The organism is Streptomyces sp. NRRL B-24085 (assembly GCF_001282115.1).
In the GTDB taxonomy this organism is placed as follows: Bacteria; Actinomycetota; Actinomycetes; order Streptomycetales; family Streptomycetaceae; genus Streptomyces.
Map to the genome: position 1 here is coordinate 1 of NZ_LJBR01000136.1, position 15,652 is coordinate 15,652.

Here is a 15,652-nt window from a genome sequence, read left to right on the forward strand (position 1 = left end):
GAGTTGTCGCTGCCGGTCGACCAACTGCCCTGGCGCTCCTCGCCGTTCATGCGCGGTCTGCGGTCGCTCCCGGTGCGGTACACGCTCTCGGGCACGACAGACACAGCCCGTGCCCCCGCTCCCGCCGCTGCCCGCCGCAGCCGGGACCGGTCCGGCCGAGGAGGCCGACGCCGTACGGCCGCGTTCCTCCTTGTGGCGTTATCTGGCCGGGCTGGTGCGCGGACGCTGACACCCGGCGGAACAGTGGAGCGGGCCCCGGACTCGGACGAGTCCGGGGCCCGCTCCTCGTGCGCGGCGGGTGCCGGTCAGCCGACCGGAGGGGTGCGGATCGCGGCGATGTCGAACTGGAGGCGTACCTTCTCGCTGACCATGGCGCCGCCCTCGGCGAGCTTCGTGCTGTAGGTCAGGCCCCACTCGGAGCGGTTGATGGTGGTGGTGCCGTCGAAGCCGGCCCGCTGGTAGCCGAACGGGTCGGTGACATGGCCGATGTAGGTGAGTTCCAGGACCACTGGGCGGGTGGTCGCCTTGATGGTGAGGTCGCCGGTCATCCGGTACACGTCCGGACCGACGGGCTCCACGGCCGTGCTGACGAACCGCATGCGCGGGTAGGTCGAGGCGTCCAGGAAGTCCCGTCCCACCAGGTGGCCGTCGCGCTGCTCCACCCCGGTGTCGACGCTGCCGGTGGAGATGATGATCTCCGCCTTCGAACGGGACGGGTCGCGGCCGTCGAAGTACAGGCGGCTCTGGTACTCCGTGAACGCCCCGCGCACGGTAGTCACCATGGCGTGGCGTACGGAGAAGCCGATCCTGCTGTGTGCGGGGTCGATGGCCCATTCCCCGGTCAGGGCCGCCAGTCGCGGGTCGGAGAGGACGGCTGTGGCAGTGGCCGACGACCCGGTGGGGGGCTGGGAATCGTCGGCGGCTTCCGTGCGGTCCGTGCGACGGAACATGGTGCCACGGTTGAACAAGTTCATACATCACCTAATTACTGCACGGGAGTTGTCGCCGCAAGCCGTGCTCCGCTGTCGACGAAATATCCACGTGTTCGCCACACGGTTCCCGGAAAAGTCGGCGGAAATCGGCTAGTCGGCTCCGACGAGGGTGTGCACTTCGAAGTCCTCGTATGTCTCCTTTGCTTCGGGACGGCTGAGTACCGACCCCAGCCAGCCGAGGAGGAAGCCGGCCGGAATGGAGACGATTCCGGGATTCTGCAAGGGAAACCAGGCGAAATCGGCGTCCGGGTAGAGCGAGGCGGGGACGGAGGAGACGACCGGGGAGAAGACGACCAGGAGCACCGAGGTGAGCAGCCCTCCGCACAGGCTCAGCAGTGCGCCCTGCGCGGTGAAGCGGTGCCAGAAGAGGGTGAAGACGAGGGTCGGCAGGAGGGCGGACGCGGCGATGGCGAAGGCGAGGAAGGCGAGGGTCGCGGAGTTGGCGCCCCAGGAGATCAGCGCGAGCAGCATGCCGAGCACGCCGATGACGGCCGCCGCGAGCCGGGCGACGGCCAGTTCCTCCGTCTGTGTGGCCCTGCCCTTGCGGATCACCTCTCCGTAGAGGTCGTGGGCGAGCGAGGAGGCGGCGGCCAGGGTGAGGCCCGCGGCGACCGCGAGGAGGGTGACGAAGGCGAGGCAGGACAGCAGGGCGGTCAGGACGGCGCCGCCGAGTTCGTGGGCCAGCAGCAGGACGGCCGCGTTCCCGGTGCGGTCGTTCTCCGCGATGGTGTCGCCGGTCAGCACCGCGGTGGCGCCGAGGCCGAGGACGCCGGCCGCCAGGCAGACGAAGCTGACCAGGCCCATGGCCCACACCACCGAGGTGCGCAGCACGTCGGCCGACTTCGGGGCGAGCAGGCGCATCATCACGTGCGGGAGGGCGGCGAGGCCGAGGACGATGGCCAACTGGAGGCTGAAGAAGTCGAGTTTGCTGGTGGTGCTGGCTCCGTAGCGCAGTCCGGGTTCCAGGAACCGCGTGCCCTGTCCGCTGTTGTCCGCGGCCGCGGCGAGCAGGTTCTCGAAGTCCCAGTCGAAGCGGTGGAGCACCATCACGACGGCCACGCTGACACCGCAGATGAGCATGACCGCCTTGACGACCTGGATGAAGGTGGCGCCGGGCATGCCTCCGATGGCGGCGTAGACGATGACGACGGTGCCGATGACGACGACGCACAGGGTGCGGGTGGCGGTGCTGGGCTCGCCGGTGAACTGGGTCAACAGGGCAACACTGCCGACGAGTTGGGCCACCAGATAGAGGGTGGCGATGGCCAGCGTGCACAGGGCCAGGGCGAGTCGGACCGGTCGCTGCATGCGGGACAGGCGGAGCGCCAGGGTGTCGCCGAGGGTGAACCTGCCGGTGTTGCGCAGGGGTTCGGCGATCAGCAGCAGGACCATCATCCAGGCGACCGCGGTGCCGCACAGGTAGAGCAGTCCGTCGTAGCCGGTCAGGGCGACCAGTCCGGTGCTGCCGAGGAGGGTGGCGGCCGACAGGTAGTCGCCGCACATGGCCAGCCCGTTGCGCAGCGGGGACATGGCCCGGTTGCCGAGGTAGAACTCCCCGATCTCGTCGCGCTGGGGTGCGGTCAGCAACGCGGTGAACAGGGTCACGACGACCACGGACAGGAAGAGCACGAGCGTCAGCTGGAGGCTGAGGCGGTCCACGACGGAGGCTCCGGTCGTCACCATGGGCGGAACTCCTCCTCACGGGGGGCCGTGCGCGCCTCGAAGGCCGCGCGTTCGCGTTCCGCGCTCGCCTGGTGGCGGACCAGGCCGCGCAGCCCGCGGACCACGGGGGTGACGCGGGTGCGCATGTGCACGAGGTAGCGCCACACGATCACGCCCATCAGCGCGAACTGGCCGAGGCCCAGCGCCAGTCCGACCGTGAGGTGGCCGCTGGCGGGGGTGTTCATCAGGCCGGGCGCGAAGCTGGACAGCAGGACGTACAGCAGGAAACCGCCGACGGCGACAGCCGTGGCCCGCACGCCGAAGCGCCGGTGGCTGCGGCGCAGCGACTGGTAGGCGGGCTGGCGGGACACCGAGGGCCGGTGGGCCGGTCCTGGGCCCGCTTCGAAGGGGCTCGGCGGCCCGCCGAGCCCCGGGGTGGAGTGCCGTGACACATGCACCTTCTTTACTGCCGCGCCGGTCGTCGCTTCGAAGGCACGCCGGAGTCATGCATTGTGCGGACTGTGGGGGAATGGTGAATCTGGAATTCACGCGCTTCGAATTGCGCGCTTGACGACAAGCCTTGTCAGGCGGTCGGGCCGGGGAGTCGGGGGTGGCGACGAGGCCAGGACCGGGATTGTTGCAGCGGCCCCGTTGAACTATCAACCGGGAGGTCGAACCGAATCGGGAAACTGACTCATTCACGTGGTTCGATTCACGCACACGGCTTCTCACGGCCTGCGAAAAGGCGGACCTGAGGAATAGGTCTGCACCTTCCCGCCGGCCAGGTTGTCTCAAATGCAGCGCACCGTGCGTGCCCTCGTCGTGCACGGACCCTTGTCACCGGCGGAGCAAGGCCGGCCTCCCGGGACTCACCTCGCGCAAACAGAACGGCCCGGGGCTCGGCCCGCGCCGGGGGCGCTGCCATATTCGAAGGCCACTTCGGAGGTGGCTGTGACACTAGAGGTGACGACGACACGCCTGCCCGACCGCACCGCCGACCGCGTCCTCGCGCTCGAAGCCCGCCGGGCGCAGGCCGTGGCCGGGAACAGGCCCAGACGACGCGGCAAGTTCGGCGCCCGGGAGCGGATCGACCTGCTGCTGGATTCCGGCTCGTTCACCGAGACCGGTCTGTTCGTGCGGGCCCGGCCCACCGGGGACGGCGCCGACCGCCCGTACGGGGACGGTGTGATCACCGGCTACGGCACGGTCGACGGGCGGCCCGTCTGCGTCTTCTCGCAGGACTCCACGGTCTTCGGCGGCAGCATGGGCGAGGCCTTCGGCGAGAAGACCGTGGCGCTGATGGACCTCGCCCTCAGGACCGGCTGCCCGGTCATCGGCCTCAACGACGGCGGCGGCGCCCGCATCCAGGAGGGCGTCGTCTCGCTCGCCCTCTACGCCGAGCTGGTGCGCCGCAACGTCCAGGCGTCCGGGGTTGTCCCGCAGATCTCCGTCGTCCTCGGCCCGTGCGCCGGCGGGGCCGCCTACTCCCCCGCCATCACCGACTTCACCGTGATGGTGGACGGCGCCTCGCACATGTTCGTCACCGGGCCCGACGTCATCGAGGCGGTCACCGGGGAGCGCACCAGCGCCGAGGAACTGGGCGGCGCCCGCACCAGCAACTCCCTGAGCGGCAACGCCCACTTCCTCGCGGCCGACGAGATCGAGGCCCTGGACACCGTACGGGAGCTGCTGTCGTACCTGCCCGTCAACAACCTGGAGATGCCGCCGCAGTACGCCCCACTGCCGCCCCCCGCCGACGTACCGCTCGACGAGATCGTGCCGGACCGGCTAGGACAGGCCTACGACATGCGGGACATCCTGCGGGCGGTCGTCGACGACGGTGAACTCCTGGAGGTACAGGAGCTGTTCGCGCCGAACATCATCTGTGCGCTGGCCCTCGTCGAGGGCACGTCCGTCGGTGTCGTCGCCAATCAGCCGCTGCACGCGGCCGGGGTGCTGGACATCGACGCCTCCGAGAAGGCCGCGCGGTTCGTGCGGTTCTGCGACGCGTTCGGCATTCCGCTGCTGACCTTCGCCGATGTGCCGGGCTATCTCTCCGGGGTGCGGCAGGAGCAGGCCGGGATCATCCGGCGCGGCGCCAAACTGCTGTACGCGTACGCCGAGGCGACCGTGCCGAAGGTGACGGTGGTGGTGCGCAAGGCGTACGGCGGCGGATACGCGGTGATGGGTTCCAAGCACCTGGGCGCCGACGTCAACCTCGCCTGGCCCACCGCCCGGATCGCGGTGATGGGCGCCGAGGGCGCGGTGGGCGTCCTGCACCGGCGTGAACTGGCCGCCTCCGACGAGCCCGAGGCGTTGCGGGCCCGTCTCGTGGACGCCTACGAGAACACCCACGGAACGCCCTATCCGGCCGCCGAGCGCGGCTACGTCGACGCCGTCATCGCCCCGCGACACCCGTGCCCACATCTGCCGTGCCCTGCGGGCGCTGCGCGGCAAGCGCGCCCCGATGCCGGAACGCCGGCACGGCAACATCCCGCTCTGACCTGCCCCGCGAGGAGACCTGCCCGATGGACATCCGCCGTCCCCCGCTCGCCCCCGCGTTCCGGAGTCTGCCGGAGTACGTGCACCACTGGGCCCGCACCGCCCCGGACCGCCGGGCGTTCACCTTCGTCGACCACCCCGCCCCGCACTCCCGCGGGGTCCACCGCACCCTGACCTGGCGCCGGCTCGACGTGCGCGTACGGGCGGTGGCCGCCCGGCTCGCCGAGGAGGCCGAGCCGGGGGCACGGGTCGCGGTGCTGTGCCCCCAGGGGCTGGAGTACGTCACCGGGTTCCTCGGAGCGCTCGCGGCCGGAATGGTCGCCGTACCGATGTATCCGCCGGGCCTGCCCGGCCACGGTGACCGGCTGGCGGCCGTCCTGTCCGACGCGAGCCCCGCGGTGGTGCTGACGACAAGTCAGGTACAGCAGGAGGCGCGTGACTTGTGCGAGGGCACGACCGCGCGGGTCATCGCCGTGGACGGGGTGCCGGATGCCGCCGCGCGGGAACTCCCGCTCCCCGAAGGGGAGATCGCCTACCTCCAGTACACCTCCGGATCGACGCGCACCCCGGCCGGGGTGGAGATCGGCCACGCCAACGTCGTCGCCAACGCCTGGCAGGCACTGGGCGCTTACGGGGCCGACGTCCAGCAGGTGACCTTCGTGGGCTGGCTGCCGCTCTACCACGACATGGGGCTCGTCCTCAGTGTGGCCGCCCCGGTCGTGCGCGGGCTGCTGTCGGTGCTCATGGACCCGGTCGCCTTCCTGCACGAACCCGCGCGCTGGCTGCGGCTGCTGTCCGCCCACCCGCGGGCGTTGAGCGCGGCGCCCAACTTCGCCTACGACTACTGCGCCTCGACGGTGACCGAGGAGCAGAAGGCGGACCTGCGGCTGGACGGGGTTCTCGCGCTGATCAACGGCAGCGAACCGGTCCGGCCCACCACGGCCGAGCGGTTCCGGGCCGCGTTCGCCGCCCAGGGGCTCGCGGCCACGACGCACTGCCCGTCGTACGGGCTCGCCGAGGCGACCGTCTTCGTCAGCGCCGCCCGGCCCGGGGAACCGGTGCGCCGGTTCGCCCTCGACCGGGACGCGCTCGCCGAGGGCAAGGCGCTGCCCACGCGGCCCGACGATCCCCGCGCCGTGCTGCTGGCGGGCTGCGGGACCCCGGTGGGCCAGGAGGTCTCCGTCGTCGACCCGGTCTCCGGCGACCGGCTGTCCGAGGGCGAGGTCGGCGAGATCCAGGTGCGGGGCCCCAACGTGGGCCGCGGTTACTGGAACCGGGACGAGCAGACCCGGCGCGTCTTCGGCACGGACGGCACGCTGCGCACCGGTGACCTGGGGACGGTCGTGCAGGGGCAGTTGATCGTCACCGGCCGGCTGAAGGACCTCATCGTCGTCGACGGGCGCAACCACTATCCGCAGGACCTGGAGGCCACCGTCCAGGAGACGCACCCGGCGGTACGGCGCGACCGGCTCGCCGCGTTCGGGGTGGCCGGAGCCTCCGGTGAACGGGTGGTCGTGGTGGCCGAGCACGCGCGGACCACGAGCCTCGCGGAGATCGACGTACCTGCTCTGGTACGGGACGTGCGGGCGGCCGTGTCCGGGCGGCACGGCGTGCGGCTCGCCGAGGTGCTGCTCGTCCCGCCGGGGACGGTGCCGCGGACGTCGAGCGGCAAGGTGTCGCGGGCGCTGACACGTGAGCGGTACCTGGCGGGTGCCTACGCGGCGGGCGGCGCCGCGTGAGGGCCGTGGACGCGAACGTGGTGCGCCGGCTGGTCGCGGAGCGTGTCGCCGGGTGGACCGGCACGGCCGTCGCGGACGTCCCGATGGACCGGCCGCTGGCGGACCTCGGCATGTCCTCGCGGGAGGCGGTCGTGCTGGCCGGGGACCTCTCCCGGCTGACGGGGCGGGAGCTGCCGCCCACGCTGCTGTGGGAGGCGCCCACCGGGGAGGCGCTGGTGGAGCATCTGTGCCGTACACCGTCGGAGATCCGACCGCCCGTCCCCGCCACGGCGGCTCCCGCCGCGGAGCCCGTCGCCGTCGTCGGCCTCGGCTGCCGTCTGCCCGGCGGGGTGCACGGCCCCGCGGACTTCTGGCGGCTGCTGACCGACGGGGTGGACGCGATCAGACGGGTCCCGGAGGACCGCTGGCGCGACTTCACCGCCTTCCCGCCCGAGGACGCGCCCCCGTACGGCGGCTACCTCGACGACATCGCCGGGTTCGACGCGGACTTCTTCCGGATCACCCCGCGCGAGGCCGCCGTCATGGACCCGCAGCAGCGCATCCTGCTGGAGGTCGTCCACGAGGCCCTCGCCCACGCCGCCGTCCCGGCCGCCTCCCTGGCGGGCACCGCGACCGGCGTCTTCGTCGGGGTCTCCGCCCCCGAGTACGGCTGCCTCACCGGCGCCGACCCGGCGGCCGTCGACCCCTGGGCCCCGGCGGGCGGTGCGCTGAGCGTGACCGCGGGACGGCTGGCGTACGTGCTGGACACCCGCGGGCCGAGCATGGCCGTGGACACCGCATGCTCCTCCTCTCTGGTCGCCGTGCACCATGCCTGTGTGAGCCTGCGCACCGGCGAGAGCGACACGGCGATCGCCGCGGGCGTCAACCTGCTGCTGTCCCCCGCCGTCTCCGTGGCGTTCCGGCGGGCGGGCGCCCTCGCCCCGGACGGACGGTGCAAACCGTTCGCGCCGGACGCCGACGGCATCGGACGCGGTGAGGGCTGCGCGGCCGTGCTCCTGAAGCGGCTGTCCGACGCCGAACGGGACGGCGACCGCGTGCTCGCCGTCATCCGCGCCACGGCCGTCAACTCCGACGGCCGCTCCAACGGCCTCCTAGCCCCCAACCCGGCCGCCCAGCAGGCCCTGTTGGCCACCGCGTACGCCCGGGCAGGCCTCGCCCCCGCCCAGGTCGACTACGTGGAGGCGCACGGCACCGGCACCCCCCTCGGCGACCCCATCGAGGCGGGCGCACTCGGCGCCGTGCTCGGCGCGGGCCGCGACCCCGACCAGCCGCTGCTCCTCGGCTCCGTGAAGTCGAACCTGGGACACCTGGAGGCCGCCGCGGGCATCGCCGGGCTGGTCAAGACCGTGCTGGCCCTGCACCACGACGTCGTCCCGCCGTCCCTGCACTGTGCCGAGGGCAGCGCACTGGGCGACGAACGGCTGCGTGTGGTCACCGAGGGCGAGCCCTGGCCGCGCTACGGCGGTACGGCCGTCGCCGGGGTCTCCGGGTTCGGGTTCGGCGGCACCAACGCGCACGCCGTGCTGGAGGAATGGCGGCCCGGCGTCCTGCCGCCGCGCCCGGCCGAGGAACCCGGCGCCCGCCTCCACGTCCTGTCCGACGTGGGCGAGGAACGGCTGCGGGACACCGCGGCCCGGCTCGCCGGCCGGCTGCGGACGTCGGCCGCGCACCCGGCCGACGTGGCCCGCACCCTGGCGGGCCGGGCGGGTCGCGGCGGAGTGCGCGCGGCGGTCGTCGCCCGGGACCGGGACGAACTCGCGGACGGGCTGGACGCGTTGGCGCAGGGCCGCCCGCACGGCCGGGTGGTGACCGGTGAGCGCGATCTCGTGGGGCCCGGCCCGGTGTGGGTCTTCTCCGGGTACGGCAGCCAATGGGCCGGGATGGGACGCCGGTTGCTGGCCGAGGAGCCCGCCTTCGCCGCCGCCGTGGAGAAGCTCGACGCGGAGTGCGGACTGTCCCTGTCCGACCGTCTCGCGTCCGGGAGCGGGCTGGACCGGTTGGAGGTGGCCCAGCCGGTGCTGTTCGGACTCCAGGTGGCGCTCGCCGAGCTGTGGCGCTCCTACGGCGTCGAACCCGCCGCCGTCATCGGCCACTCGCTGGGCGAGGTGGCCGCGGCGGTCTGCGCGGGCGCCCTGGACGCCGCGGAGGGCGCCCGGATCGTCTCCGTCAGGGCAGCGCTGCTCGGCCGGCTGAAGGGCGGGGCGATGGCGGTCGTCGACCTCTCCGACGGTGAACTCGACGCGCTGGCGCGGGACTTCCCCGGTGTGCAGGTCGCCGTCCACTCCTCGCCCGGGCAGAAGGTCGTGACCGGCGAGGAACCGGCGGTGGCGCGTCTGGTGCGGTGGCTGGAGGAGCAGGGGCGCACCGCACGGTCCATGCGGGTCGTCGGCGCGGGCCATTCGCCCCAAGTGGAGCCACTGCTCGGCGAGTTGACCGAGGCACTGGCCGACGTCGGCGGCCGGGCGCCCCGGGTGCCCGTGTACTCCACCGTCCTGGACGACCCGCGCGGCGACTGCGTCTTCGACGCCGCCCACTGGGCCGCGAACCTGCGTCGGCCCGTACGGCTGGACCGGGCCGTCGCCGCGGCCGCCGCCGACGGCCACACCGCCTTCGTGGAGATCTCCCCGCACCCGGTCCTGGGCCGGGCCGTCACCGAGAACGCGCCCGGCGCCCTCGCGATCGGCACCCTGCGGCGGGACGCCGACGGATGCGGCGACTTCCTCACGCAGGTGGGCGCCCTGTACTGCGCGGGCATGCCGCTGCCGCTGCCCGCGGGGCGGGTCGTCGACCTGCCCGCACCGCGCTGGAGGCATGTGCGGCACTGGTGGACGGACGGACGGGGCGCCTCACCGGCCCGGACGCCCGCCTCCCCGCAGACGCCGGCCGAGGAGACGCCGGCCGAGGATGTGCCGGCCGGGCAGGACACCTCCGTCGCCGCCCGCCTGTGCCATCACATCGCGGCCGTCACCGGGCACCCCGCCGGCCGGATCACCCCCGCCACCGCGCTGGCCGGTCTCGGGCTGGACTCGCTGATGGCGGTCCGCGTCCGCACCGCCCTGGAGCGGGAGTTCGGCGTCGAACTGCCGCTGCGCGACCTGCTGGGCGCCGCCACGGTCCAGGAGGCGGCCGACCGGATCCGGACCGGCCCGGTGCGCCCGCTGCGCCGCACCGGCACCCGGCCGCCGCTCTTCCTCGTCCACGCGGCCGGCGGAACGACCGACGTCTACCGGGGGCTCGTCGAACGCCTGGGCGACGACCGGCCCGTGTACGGACTCGAACGCCTGGAGGACGCTGCCACGGTGACCGGGAAGGCCCGCCGCTACGCCGAAGCCGTCATGGCCCTGCACCCCGAAGGGCCCTGCCTGCTGGGCGGTTGGTCCTTCGGCGGGTTCGTCGCCCAGGAGACCGCACGGCACCTCACCGCCGCGGGCCGGGACGTGGAGCTCGTGGTCCTCATCGACTCCGTACGGCCCCTGCCCCGGCCCGGCCGCACGCCTGCCGACCGGCTCCGCACCCACTTCGAGGGCTTCGCCCGTCACGTCCAGGACACCTACGGGGTTCCGCTGGACCTGCCGTACGACGACCTCGTCGCCATGGACGACGACGGCGAGCGCATCGACACCGTGCTGGACGTCCTGCGCGCGGCCGCCGACGTACCGCCCGCCGCCCTGGAGCACCAGCGCTCCTCCTACCTGGACCTGAGGATCGGCGAGGCCCACGCGCCGGGCCGCCACGACGGGCCGGTGATCCTGTACCGGGCCACCGAGCCCGCTCCGCACACCGTGCGCGACCCCGCCTACGAGCGCGACGACCCGGCCCTGGGCTGGGACGAGGTGTGCCCGCGCCTGACCGTCGTACCGGTCACGGGACACCATCTGTCGCTGCTCGACCCGCCGCACGTCGACGAGATCGCCGCCCACCTGGGGCGCGAGCTCGCCGCAGGGACCCGCCGAACGTGACCCGAGGAGAGCCGCCATGCACCGACGCACCACCGGAGTGTCCCGACGTACCGTCACCAAGGCCGCGGCCGGCGCCGGCCTGGCCGCCCTGTTCGGCGCCGGGACCGCCTCCGCGCTCGGGTCACGCACCAGGGACGTGTCCGTGCCCTCCGCCGCCCTGGGCCGCAGCGCCCCGGTGCGCCTGATCCTGCCGTCCGGGTTCGACGCGCAGCCCACCCGCACCTACCCGGTGCTGTACCTGCTGCACGGCGCCCACGACGACTACACGTCCTGGACCCGGGAGACGGACATCGAGGCCTTCACCGAGGGCCGGAACCTGATCGTGGCCATGCCCGACGCGGGCCCCACGGGCATCCCCACCGCCTGGCGCGGCGGGCCCGACTACGAGACCTTCCAGCTCAAGGAGGTCCCGGCGCTGCTCGCCCGCGACTACCGGGCCTCCGGAACACGGGTCGTCGCGGGGGTGTCCACCGGCGGCTACGGAGCGATGGCGCACGCGGCCCGCCACCCGGGCACCTTCACCGCCGCGGCCTCCTACAGCGGCATCCTCGACACCATGGCGCCCGGTGTGCCCACCCTCGTGGACGCCATCGTGGCCCGCGAGAACCTGGCGCCCGCGTCCCTGTGGGGCAACCCCTTCCTGAACCTGCTCACCTGGCGCGACTTCAACCCGCGGGACAGAGCGACGGGGCTGCGCGGCACCGCCCTGTACGTCTCCAGCGGCAGCGGGCTCGCGGGCGGCACGGGCGACTGGCTGCCCGAGGCCCTGGAGAGCGCCCTGTGGCCGTCCGCGCACAGCTTCACCGACGCGCTCGCGCTGCTGCGCATCCCGGTCACCACGCACTTCTACGCGGGCGGGGGGCACGACTGGGCCTACTGGAAGCGGGAGTTCACCGCCTCGTGGCCGATGCTCGCCCGTGGGCTGGGGGTGCCGGAGTGAAGTCGCTGCCGTCGGGGCACGGAACGCAACGCGGGGGCCGTCCGTCCAACACGGGACTCACCCCTCGCCCCACGGGCAACAGTCCGCGGGTGAGCCGCTTCCGGGTGAAAGGAGGGTCCGCCTTGGCCACCCCCGTCCCGCACGGTGTTCCGGAGCACCTCGGTGCCGCCCCGGTACCGCCCGATCTCGCCGACCTGCTGCGCTCCCGGCTGGAGGACGTCGCCGACGAGGTCGAGGAGGAGGTCCGCCGGCAGGTGCCCGAGTACGCGCGCCCGGCCGACGGGACCTACCGGGAGAACCTCAGAGCCGGTGTGGTGCAGGCGCTGACCCTGTTCGTCGACCACATCGCCGACCCGCGCGGCCGCGGGGACGCGATCGCGGCGACGTACTACGAACTCGGGCGCGGCGAGGCCCTGGAGGGGCGCAGTCTGGACGCCCTGCAGTGCGCGCTGCGGGTCGGGGGGCTGCACGCCTGGCGGCTGATGGGCCGCACGGCGGAGGAGCTCGGCCTCGACTCCGCGGTTGTCACCACCCTGGGCGAGCTCGCCTTCCGCACGGTGCACGAGGTCGCGGAGGCGGCGGCGGCCGGGTACTCCGAGACCCGCGCGCACAACACCGACGAGCTGGAACGGCGGCGCAGGCGCCTGCTGGGCCTGCTGCTCGACGAGGGGCCGGTCGCCGCGGCGGCGGTGCAGGATCTGGCGCACGGGGCCCGGTGGCCGGTGCCCAGACAGGTCGCGGTCGTCGCGCTCGCGGCCACCCCGGACCAGCGGGAGGAGGACCGGCCGCTGGCCGCCGCGGGGGCGCTGGTGGACATGGAGTCGCGGCCGCCGCGGATGCTGATCCCCGACCCGGACGGCTCCGGGCGTTTCGGCGGGCGGGCCTTCAGCCTCGCACTGCGCGGGAGGCCGGCCGCGATCGGACCCACGGTGCCGCTCGCCGAGGCCGCCCAGTCACTGCGCTGGGCCACCCGGGCGCTGGGGCTGATGGGTCGCGGGATCCTTCCCCGGCAGGGCGTGGTGCGCTGTGCGGACCACCTGTCGACTCTGCTGCTGCACAGCGACGAACCGATGCTCGACCAGCTCCGGGGACGGGTCCTCGCTCCGCTCGACGCGGTGTCGGAGGGGCAGCGGGAGCGGCTGGCCGAGACGCTGCTGGCGTGGCTGCTCAGCGGCAGCAATGTGCCCGACGTCGCCGCCCGCCTCCATGTGCATCCGCAGACCGTGCGTTATCGGCTGCGTCAGCTGGAGAAGGTCTTCGGGGACGCGCTGCACGATCCGGGTTCGCGTCTTGATCTCATTCTGGCACTCACCACCGCACAAAAGGGCGAGGAATTCCTGAATTCCCGTCCATAACACGGAAGACGGCCCAGCGAATACGTTCGGGACATCCTTTCCACAGGCGTTTCAGACGCCCCACCCGCAAAGGATCCCCCCATGCGTATTCGCTTGTGCCTGGCCGCGCTCTCGCTGGTCGGCGGGGCCTCCGTGGTCACCCTCTCGGCACCGCCGGCGGCCGCCGCGGCCTGCGCGGACATCGACGTCGTGGCCGCTCGCGGCACGTTCGAGCCCGGCAGCCTCGGACTGATAGTCGGCGACCCGGTCCTTTCCGCACTCCAGCGGAAAATCAGCGGCCGGAGCCTGAGCAGCTACAGGGTGAACTATCCCGCGGACCTCTCCCCCACGTCGGCCGCGCAGGGCAACGCGGACCTGGTGAACCACGTGAACAGCCAGGCGGCCGCCTGTCCGAACCAGCGCTTCATTCTGGTCGGCTACTCGCAGGGCGCGAACGTCGTCGACAACTCCATCGGCATCAGCAGCGCGGGCGCGGTGGTCGGAAGTCCCATCGTGGCCACCATTCCCGCCGCACTGGAGTCCCGGGTGGCCGCGGTGCTGCTGTTCGGCAATCCGATCCGGGCGATCGGCAAGAGCGTCACCGGCACGTACCAGAGCCGCACCGTCGACTTCTGCGCCAAGGGCGACCCCGTCTGCGAGGCGGGCGGCAACGACACGCTCGCCCACCTCGGCTACACGGCGAACGCCGACGCGGCGGCCACCTTCGCCGCCGGCAGGGTCTGAGCGGAACGACCGTACAGGCGAGGGCCCGGGAGCAACTCCTCCCGGGCCCTCGCCTGTACGGAGTCATCGGGGAGTGCGGGCGAATTCGGTGAGGGCGGCGGACACCGGCTCGGGCCGGCCGTTGTTCTGCACCGGCGCGGCCGTCAGCACGTCGAGGTGCTGGTAGCCGTCCGCGACCACGGGGTGCAGGTCGGCGGGGACCCGGCCGGCGAGCAGTCCGTCGCCGGCGAGGACCGTGAGCGTCGGATTGGCGGTGAGCCCGTCCGGGTGCACGACGAGCCGCTTCACCTGCGGGGACGTGGACAGTTCGAGGTCGGTGACGAGCTTGGTCGGAAAGTACTGCTCGGTGAAGTCCAGCGGTTGCGCGGCCATGCTGCGGGCCAGCTCCTGGATGTCGGTGACCTCCTTGCCCGCGGAGGTGAAGGGCGTTCCGTCGGACGACCTGTACCCGGGGTCGTCCGGATCGCCGACCCGGTCGTAGTTCCGCCAGGTGTAGAGGGGGCCGTGGGGCACGGCCGGGATCGCCTTGTACTCGGTGCCGAAGAGGCCCGGCTGCGAAGAACTCCCGTTGGCCGCGGGGAAGTTCTTGTCGGTGACCGGTCCGCCGTCGAAGAAGCCGACGCTGCTCTGGAGGAAGGCGAGCGGTACGGACTGGTCGTCCATGAGGGCGCCGAGCACGGCTTGGTTGGTGAGCCGGAAGTCCTTCACGCCGGGTGAGCCGGTGAGGAAGGCGGCGGTGTCCTTGGAGAACAGGAAGCGGTTGGTGGCCTCGATGTTGGTGTTGGCGGGCAGATAGGACGGCAGGTCGGCCTCGCCGCCGGGGTCCTGGAGGGCGCCCACGCCCGCGATGGCGAGCAGGGTCATGGTCTCGGGGTTGAGCAGGACGGGTGCGGACAGCGAGCGCGGGAGCACTCCGCTGTCGAGTCCGGCCTGCACGACGCCGTAACCGAGGCCCACGTCGGGCAGGTTGGCGTCGTCCGGGATGCTGCCGCTCAGGTCGCCGAGGGAGGTGGAGACGGTGGTGTCGAGGGCGAACCAGCCGGCGCACTGGTTGTGTCCGGCGTCGGCGGTGGTTGCGGGGTCGCCGTCGAAGTCGGCGGTGGCGAAGTAGCCGGTGACGACTCCGCCGAGGGAGTGGCCGCCGCACAGCACCTTGTCCTTGCGGACGCCCGGGTCGGGCAGTTCGGCGGTGAGCAGGTCGTACTCGTCGCGGACGGTCTGTTCGATGCCGAGCCTCGCCATCCATCCGAGCTTGTCGTTGCCGGCGAACCCGGCGAAGGTGCGGCCCTGGACCTGTTTGCCGCGGTAGTAGTAGTCGACGGCGGTGTGCTGGTCGCCGGAGGCGATGCCGGTGCGGTCCTCCAGGCAGTTGGAGCGCCGGTCCAGGGCCCAGAACTCGATGTGCCGGCCCTGCTCGGCGGCGCGGGCCACGGTGTTGCGGGCGACGCTGTCGAAGGCTCCGGCCCCCTCCAGGATGCCCGGCTGGGCGATCAGGACCCGGTCGGCGGCGGCCGGTGCCGCGGGGCCGTCGGCGGACCGGTAGCGCAGGTACGACAGCCAGTCGCACGCCGCGGGCCGGGCGCCGAAGGACGCGGGCAGCGGGACCTTCACCCGCACCAGGGTCTCGGTGACGCCGCCGCTCGTGGCCACGGCCGTCTCGGTTCTCGCGCTGTCTCCCTGGGCGGTCGGCGACGACACGGTGAACGCCCCGGTGGTCAGCAGCACCGCCAGCGCTGCGGTGCGCCACCTGCTTCCTCTGCTGCGACTCGTGTTCATGCGG

At 73.0% G+C, this 15,652-nt stretch carries 9 protein-coding genes and 1 pseudogene; 6 read left to right on the forward strand and 4 right to left on the reverse strand.

Annotated elements, in window-relative coordinates:
- Positions 1-305 precede the first annotated feature (305 nt).
- The 3 genes from AOJ26_RS16835 to AOJ26_RS16845 all read right to left on the reverse strand — a co-directional run bounded on the left by AOJ26_RS16835 (position 306) and on the right by AOJ26_RS16845 (position 3,106).
- Positions 306-974, reverse strand: a complete 669-nt coding sequence (locus AOJ26_RS16835; protein ID WP_053849117.1) for a YceI family protein — start codon at positions 972-974, stop codon at positions 306-308.
- A 108-nt stretch (positions 975-1,082) separates the two neighbouring features.
- On the reverse strand, positions 1,083-2,675 hold the full coding sequence (locus tag AOJ26_RS16840; RefSeq protein WP_053849118.1) for a cation acetate symporter: 1,593 nt from the start codon (positions 2,673-2,675) through the stop codon (positions 1,083-1,085).
- Complete coding sequence (locus AOJ26_RS16845; protein ID WP_053849119.1) at positions 2,669-3,106, reverse strand: DUF485 domain-containing protein; 438 nt, start codon at positions 3,104-3,106, stop codon at positions 2,669-2,671. The genes AOJ26_RS16840 and AOJ26_RS16845 overlap by 7 nt, the downstream gene beginning before the upstream one ends.
- A 511-nt stretch (positions 3,107-3,617) precedes the next feature.
- Between AOJ26_RS16845 and AOJ26_RS16850 the strand changes: the two are divergent.
- The 6 genes and pseudogenes from AOJ26_RS16850 to AOJ26_RS16875 all read left to right on the forward strand — a co-directional run bounded on the left by AOJ26_RS16850 (position 3,618) and on the right by AOJ26_RS16875 (position 13,872).
- Positions 3,618-5,157 (forward strand): annotated as a pseudogene (locus AOJ26_RS16850) (acyl-CoA carboxylase subunit beta).
- 25 nt (positions 5,158-5,182) lie between these two features.
- Entirely contained in the window at positions 5,183-6,895 is a 1,713-nt protein-coding gene (locus tag AOJ26_RS16855; RefSeq protein WP_053849120.1) for a fatty acyl-AMP ligase, read from the forward strand.
- A 5-nt stretch (positions 6,896-6,900) separates the two neighbouring features.
- Positions 6,901-10,854 carry a type I polyketide synthase gene (locus AOJ26_RS16860; RefSeq protein WP_234358577.1) on the forward strand — a complete coding sequence of 1,318 codons (3,954 nt, stop codon included), beginning with the start codon at positions 6,901-6,903 and terminating at the stop codon, positions 10,852-10,854.
- A gap of 16 nt (positions 10,855-10,870) precedes the next feature.
- Positions 10,871-11,794: an alpha/beta hydrolase gene (locus tag AOJ26_RS16865; RefSeq protein WP_053849122.1), complete on the forward strand. Its 924-nt coding sequence runs from the start codon at positions 10,871-10,873 to the stop codon at positions 11,792-11,794.
- Between the two features lie 122 nt (positions 11,795-11,916).
- Positions 11,917-13,149, forward strand: coding sequence for a PucR family transcriptional regulator (locus tag AOJ26_RS16870; protein WP_053849123.1), 1,233 nt, complete (start codon positions 11,917-11,919; stop codon positions 13,147-13,149).
- A gap of 81 nt (positions 13,150-13,230) precedes the next feature.
- Positions 13,231-13,872 carry a cutinase family protein gene (locus AOJ26_RS16875; protein ID WP_053849124.1) on the forward strand — a complete coding sequence of 214 codons (642 nt, stop codon included), beginning with the start codon at positions 13,231-13,233 and terminating at the stop codon, positions 13,870-13,872.
- 63 nt (positions 13,873-13,935) lie between these two features.
- On the opposite strand, the gene AOJ26_RS16880 is transcribed toward AOJ26_RS16875, so the two are convergent.
- Positions 13,936-15,648: a hypothetical protein gene (locus AOJ26_RS16880; protein ID WP_053849125.1), complete on the reverse strand. Its 1,713-nt coding sequence runs from the start codon at positions 15,646-15,648 to the stop codon at positions 13,936-13,938.
- Between the last annotated feature and the right edge of the window lie 4 nt (positions 15,649-15,652).

Coding starts and splice junctions, on each gene's coding strand:
- AOJ26_RS16835 (WP_053849117.1), bottom strand. CDS start 974: ATGAACTTGTTCAACCGTGGCACCATGTTCCGTCGCACGGACCGCACG.
- AOJ26_RS16840 (WP_053849118.1), bottom strand. CDS start 2,675: ATGGTGACGACCGGAGCCTCCGTCGTGGACCGCCTCAGCCTCCAGCTG.
- AOJ26_RS16855 (WP_053849120.1), top strand. CDS start 5,183: ATGGACATCCGCCGTCCCCCGCTCGCCCCCGCGTTCCGGAGTCTGCCG.
- AOJ26_RS16865 (WP_053849122.1), top strand. CDS start 10,871: ATGCACCGACGCACCACCGGAGTGTCCCGACGTACCGTCACCAAGGCC.
- AOJ26_RS16875 (WP_053849124.1), top strand. CDS start 13,231: ATGCGTATTCGCTTGTGCCTGGCCGCGCTCTCGCTGGTCGGCGGGGCC.
- AOJ26_RS16880 (WP_053849125.1), bottom strand. CDS start 15,648: ATGAACACGAGTCGCAGCAGAGGAAGCAGGTGGCGCACCGCAGCGCTG.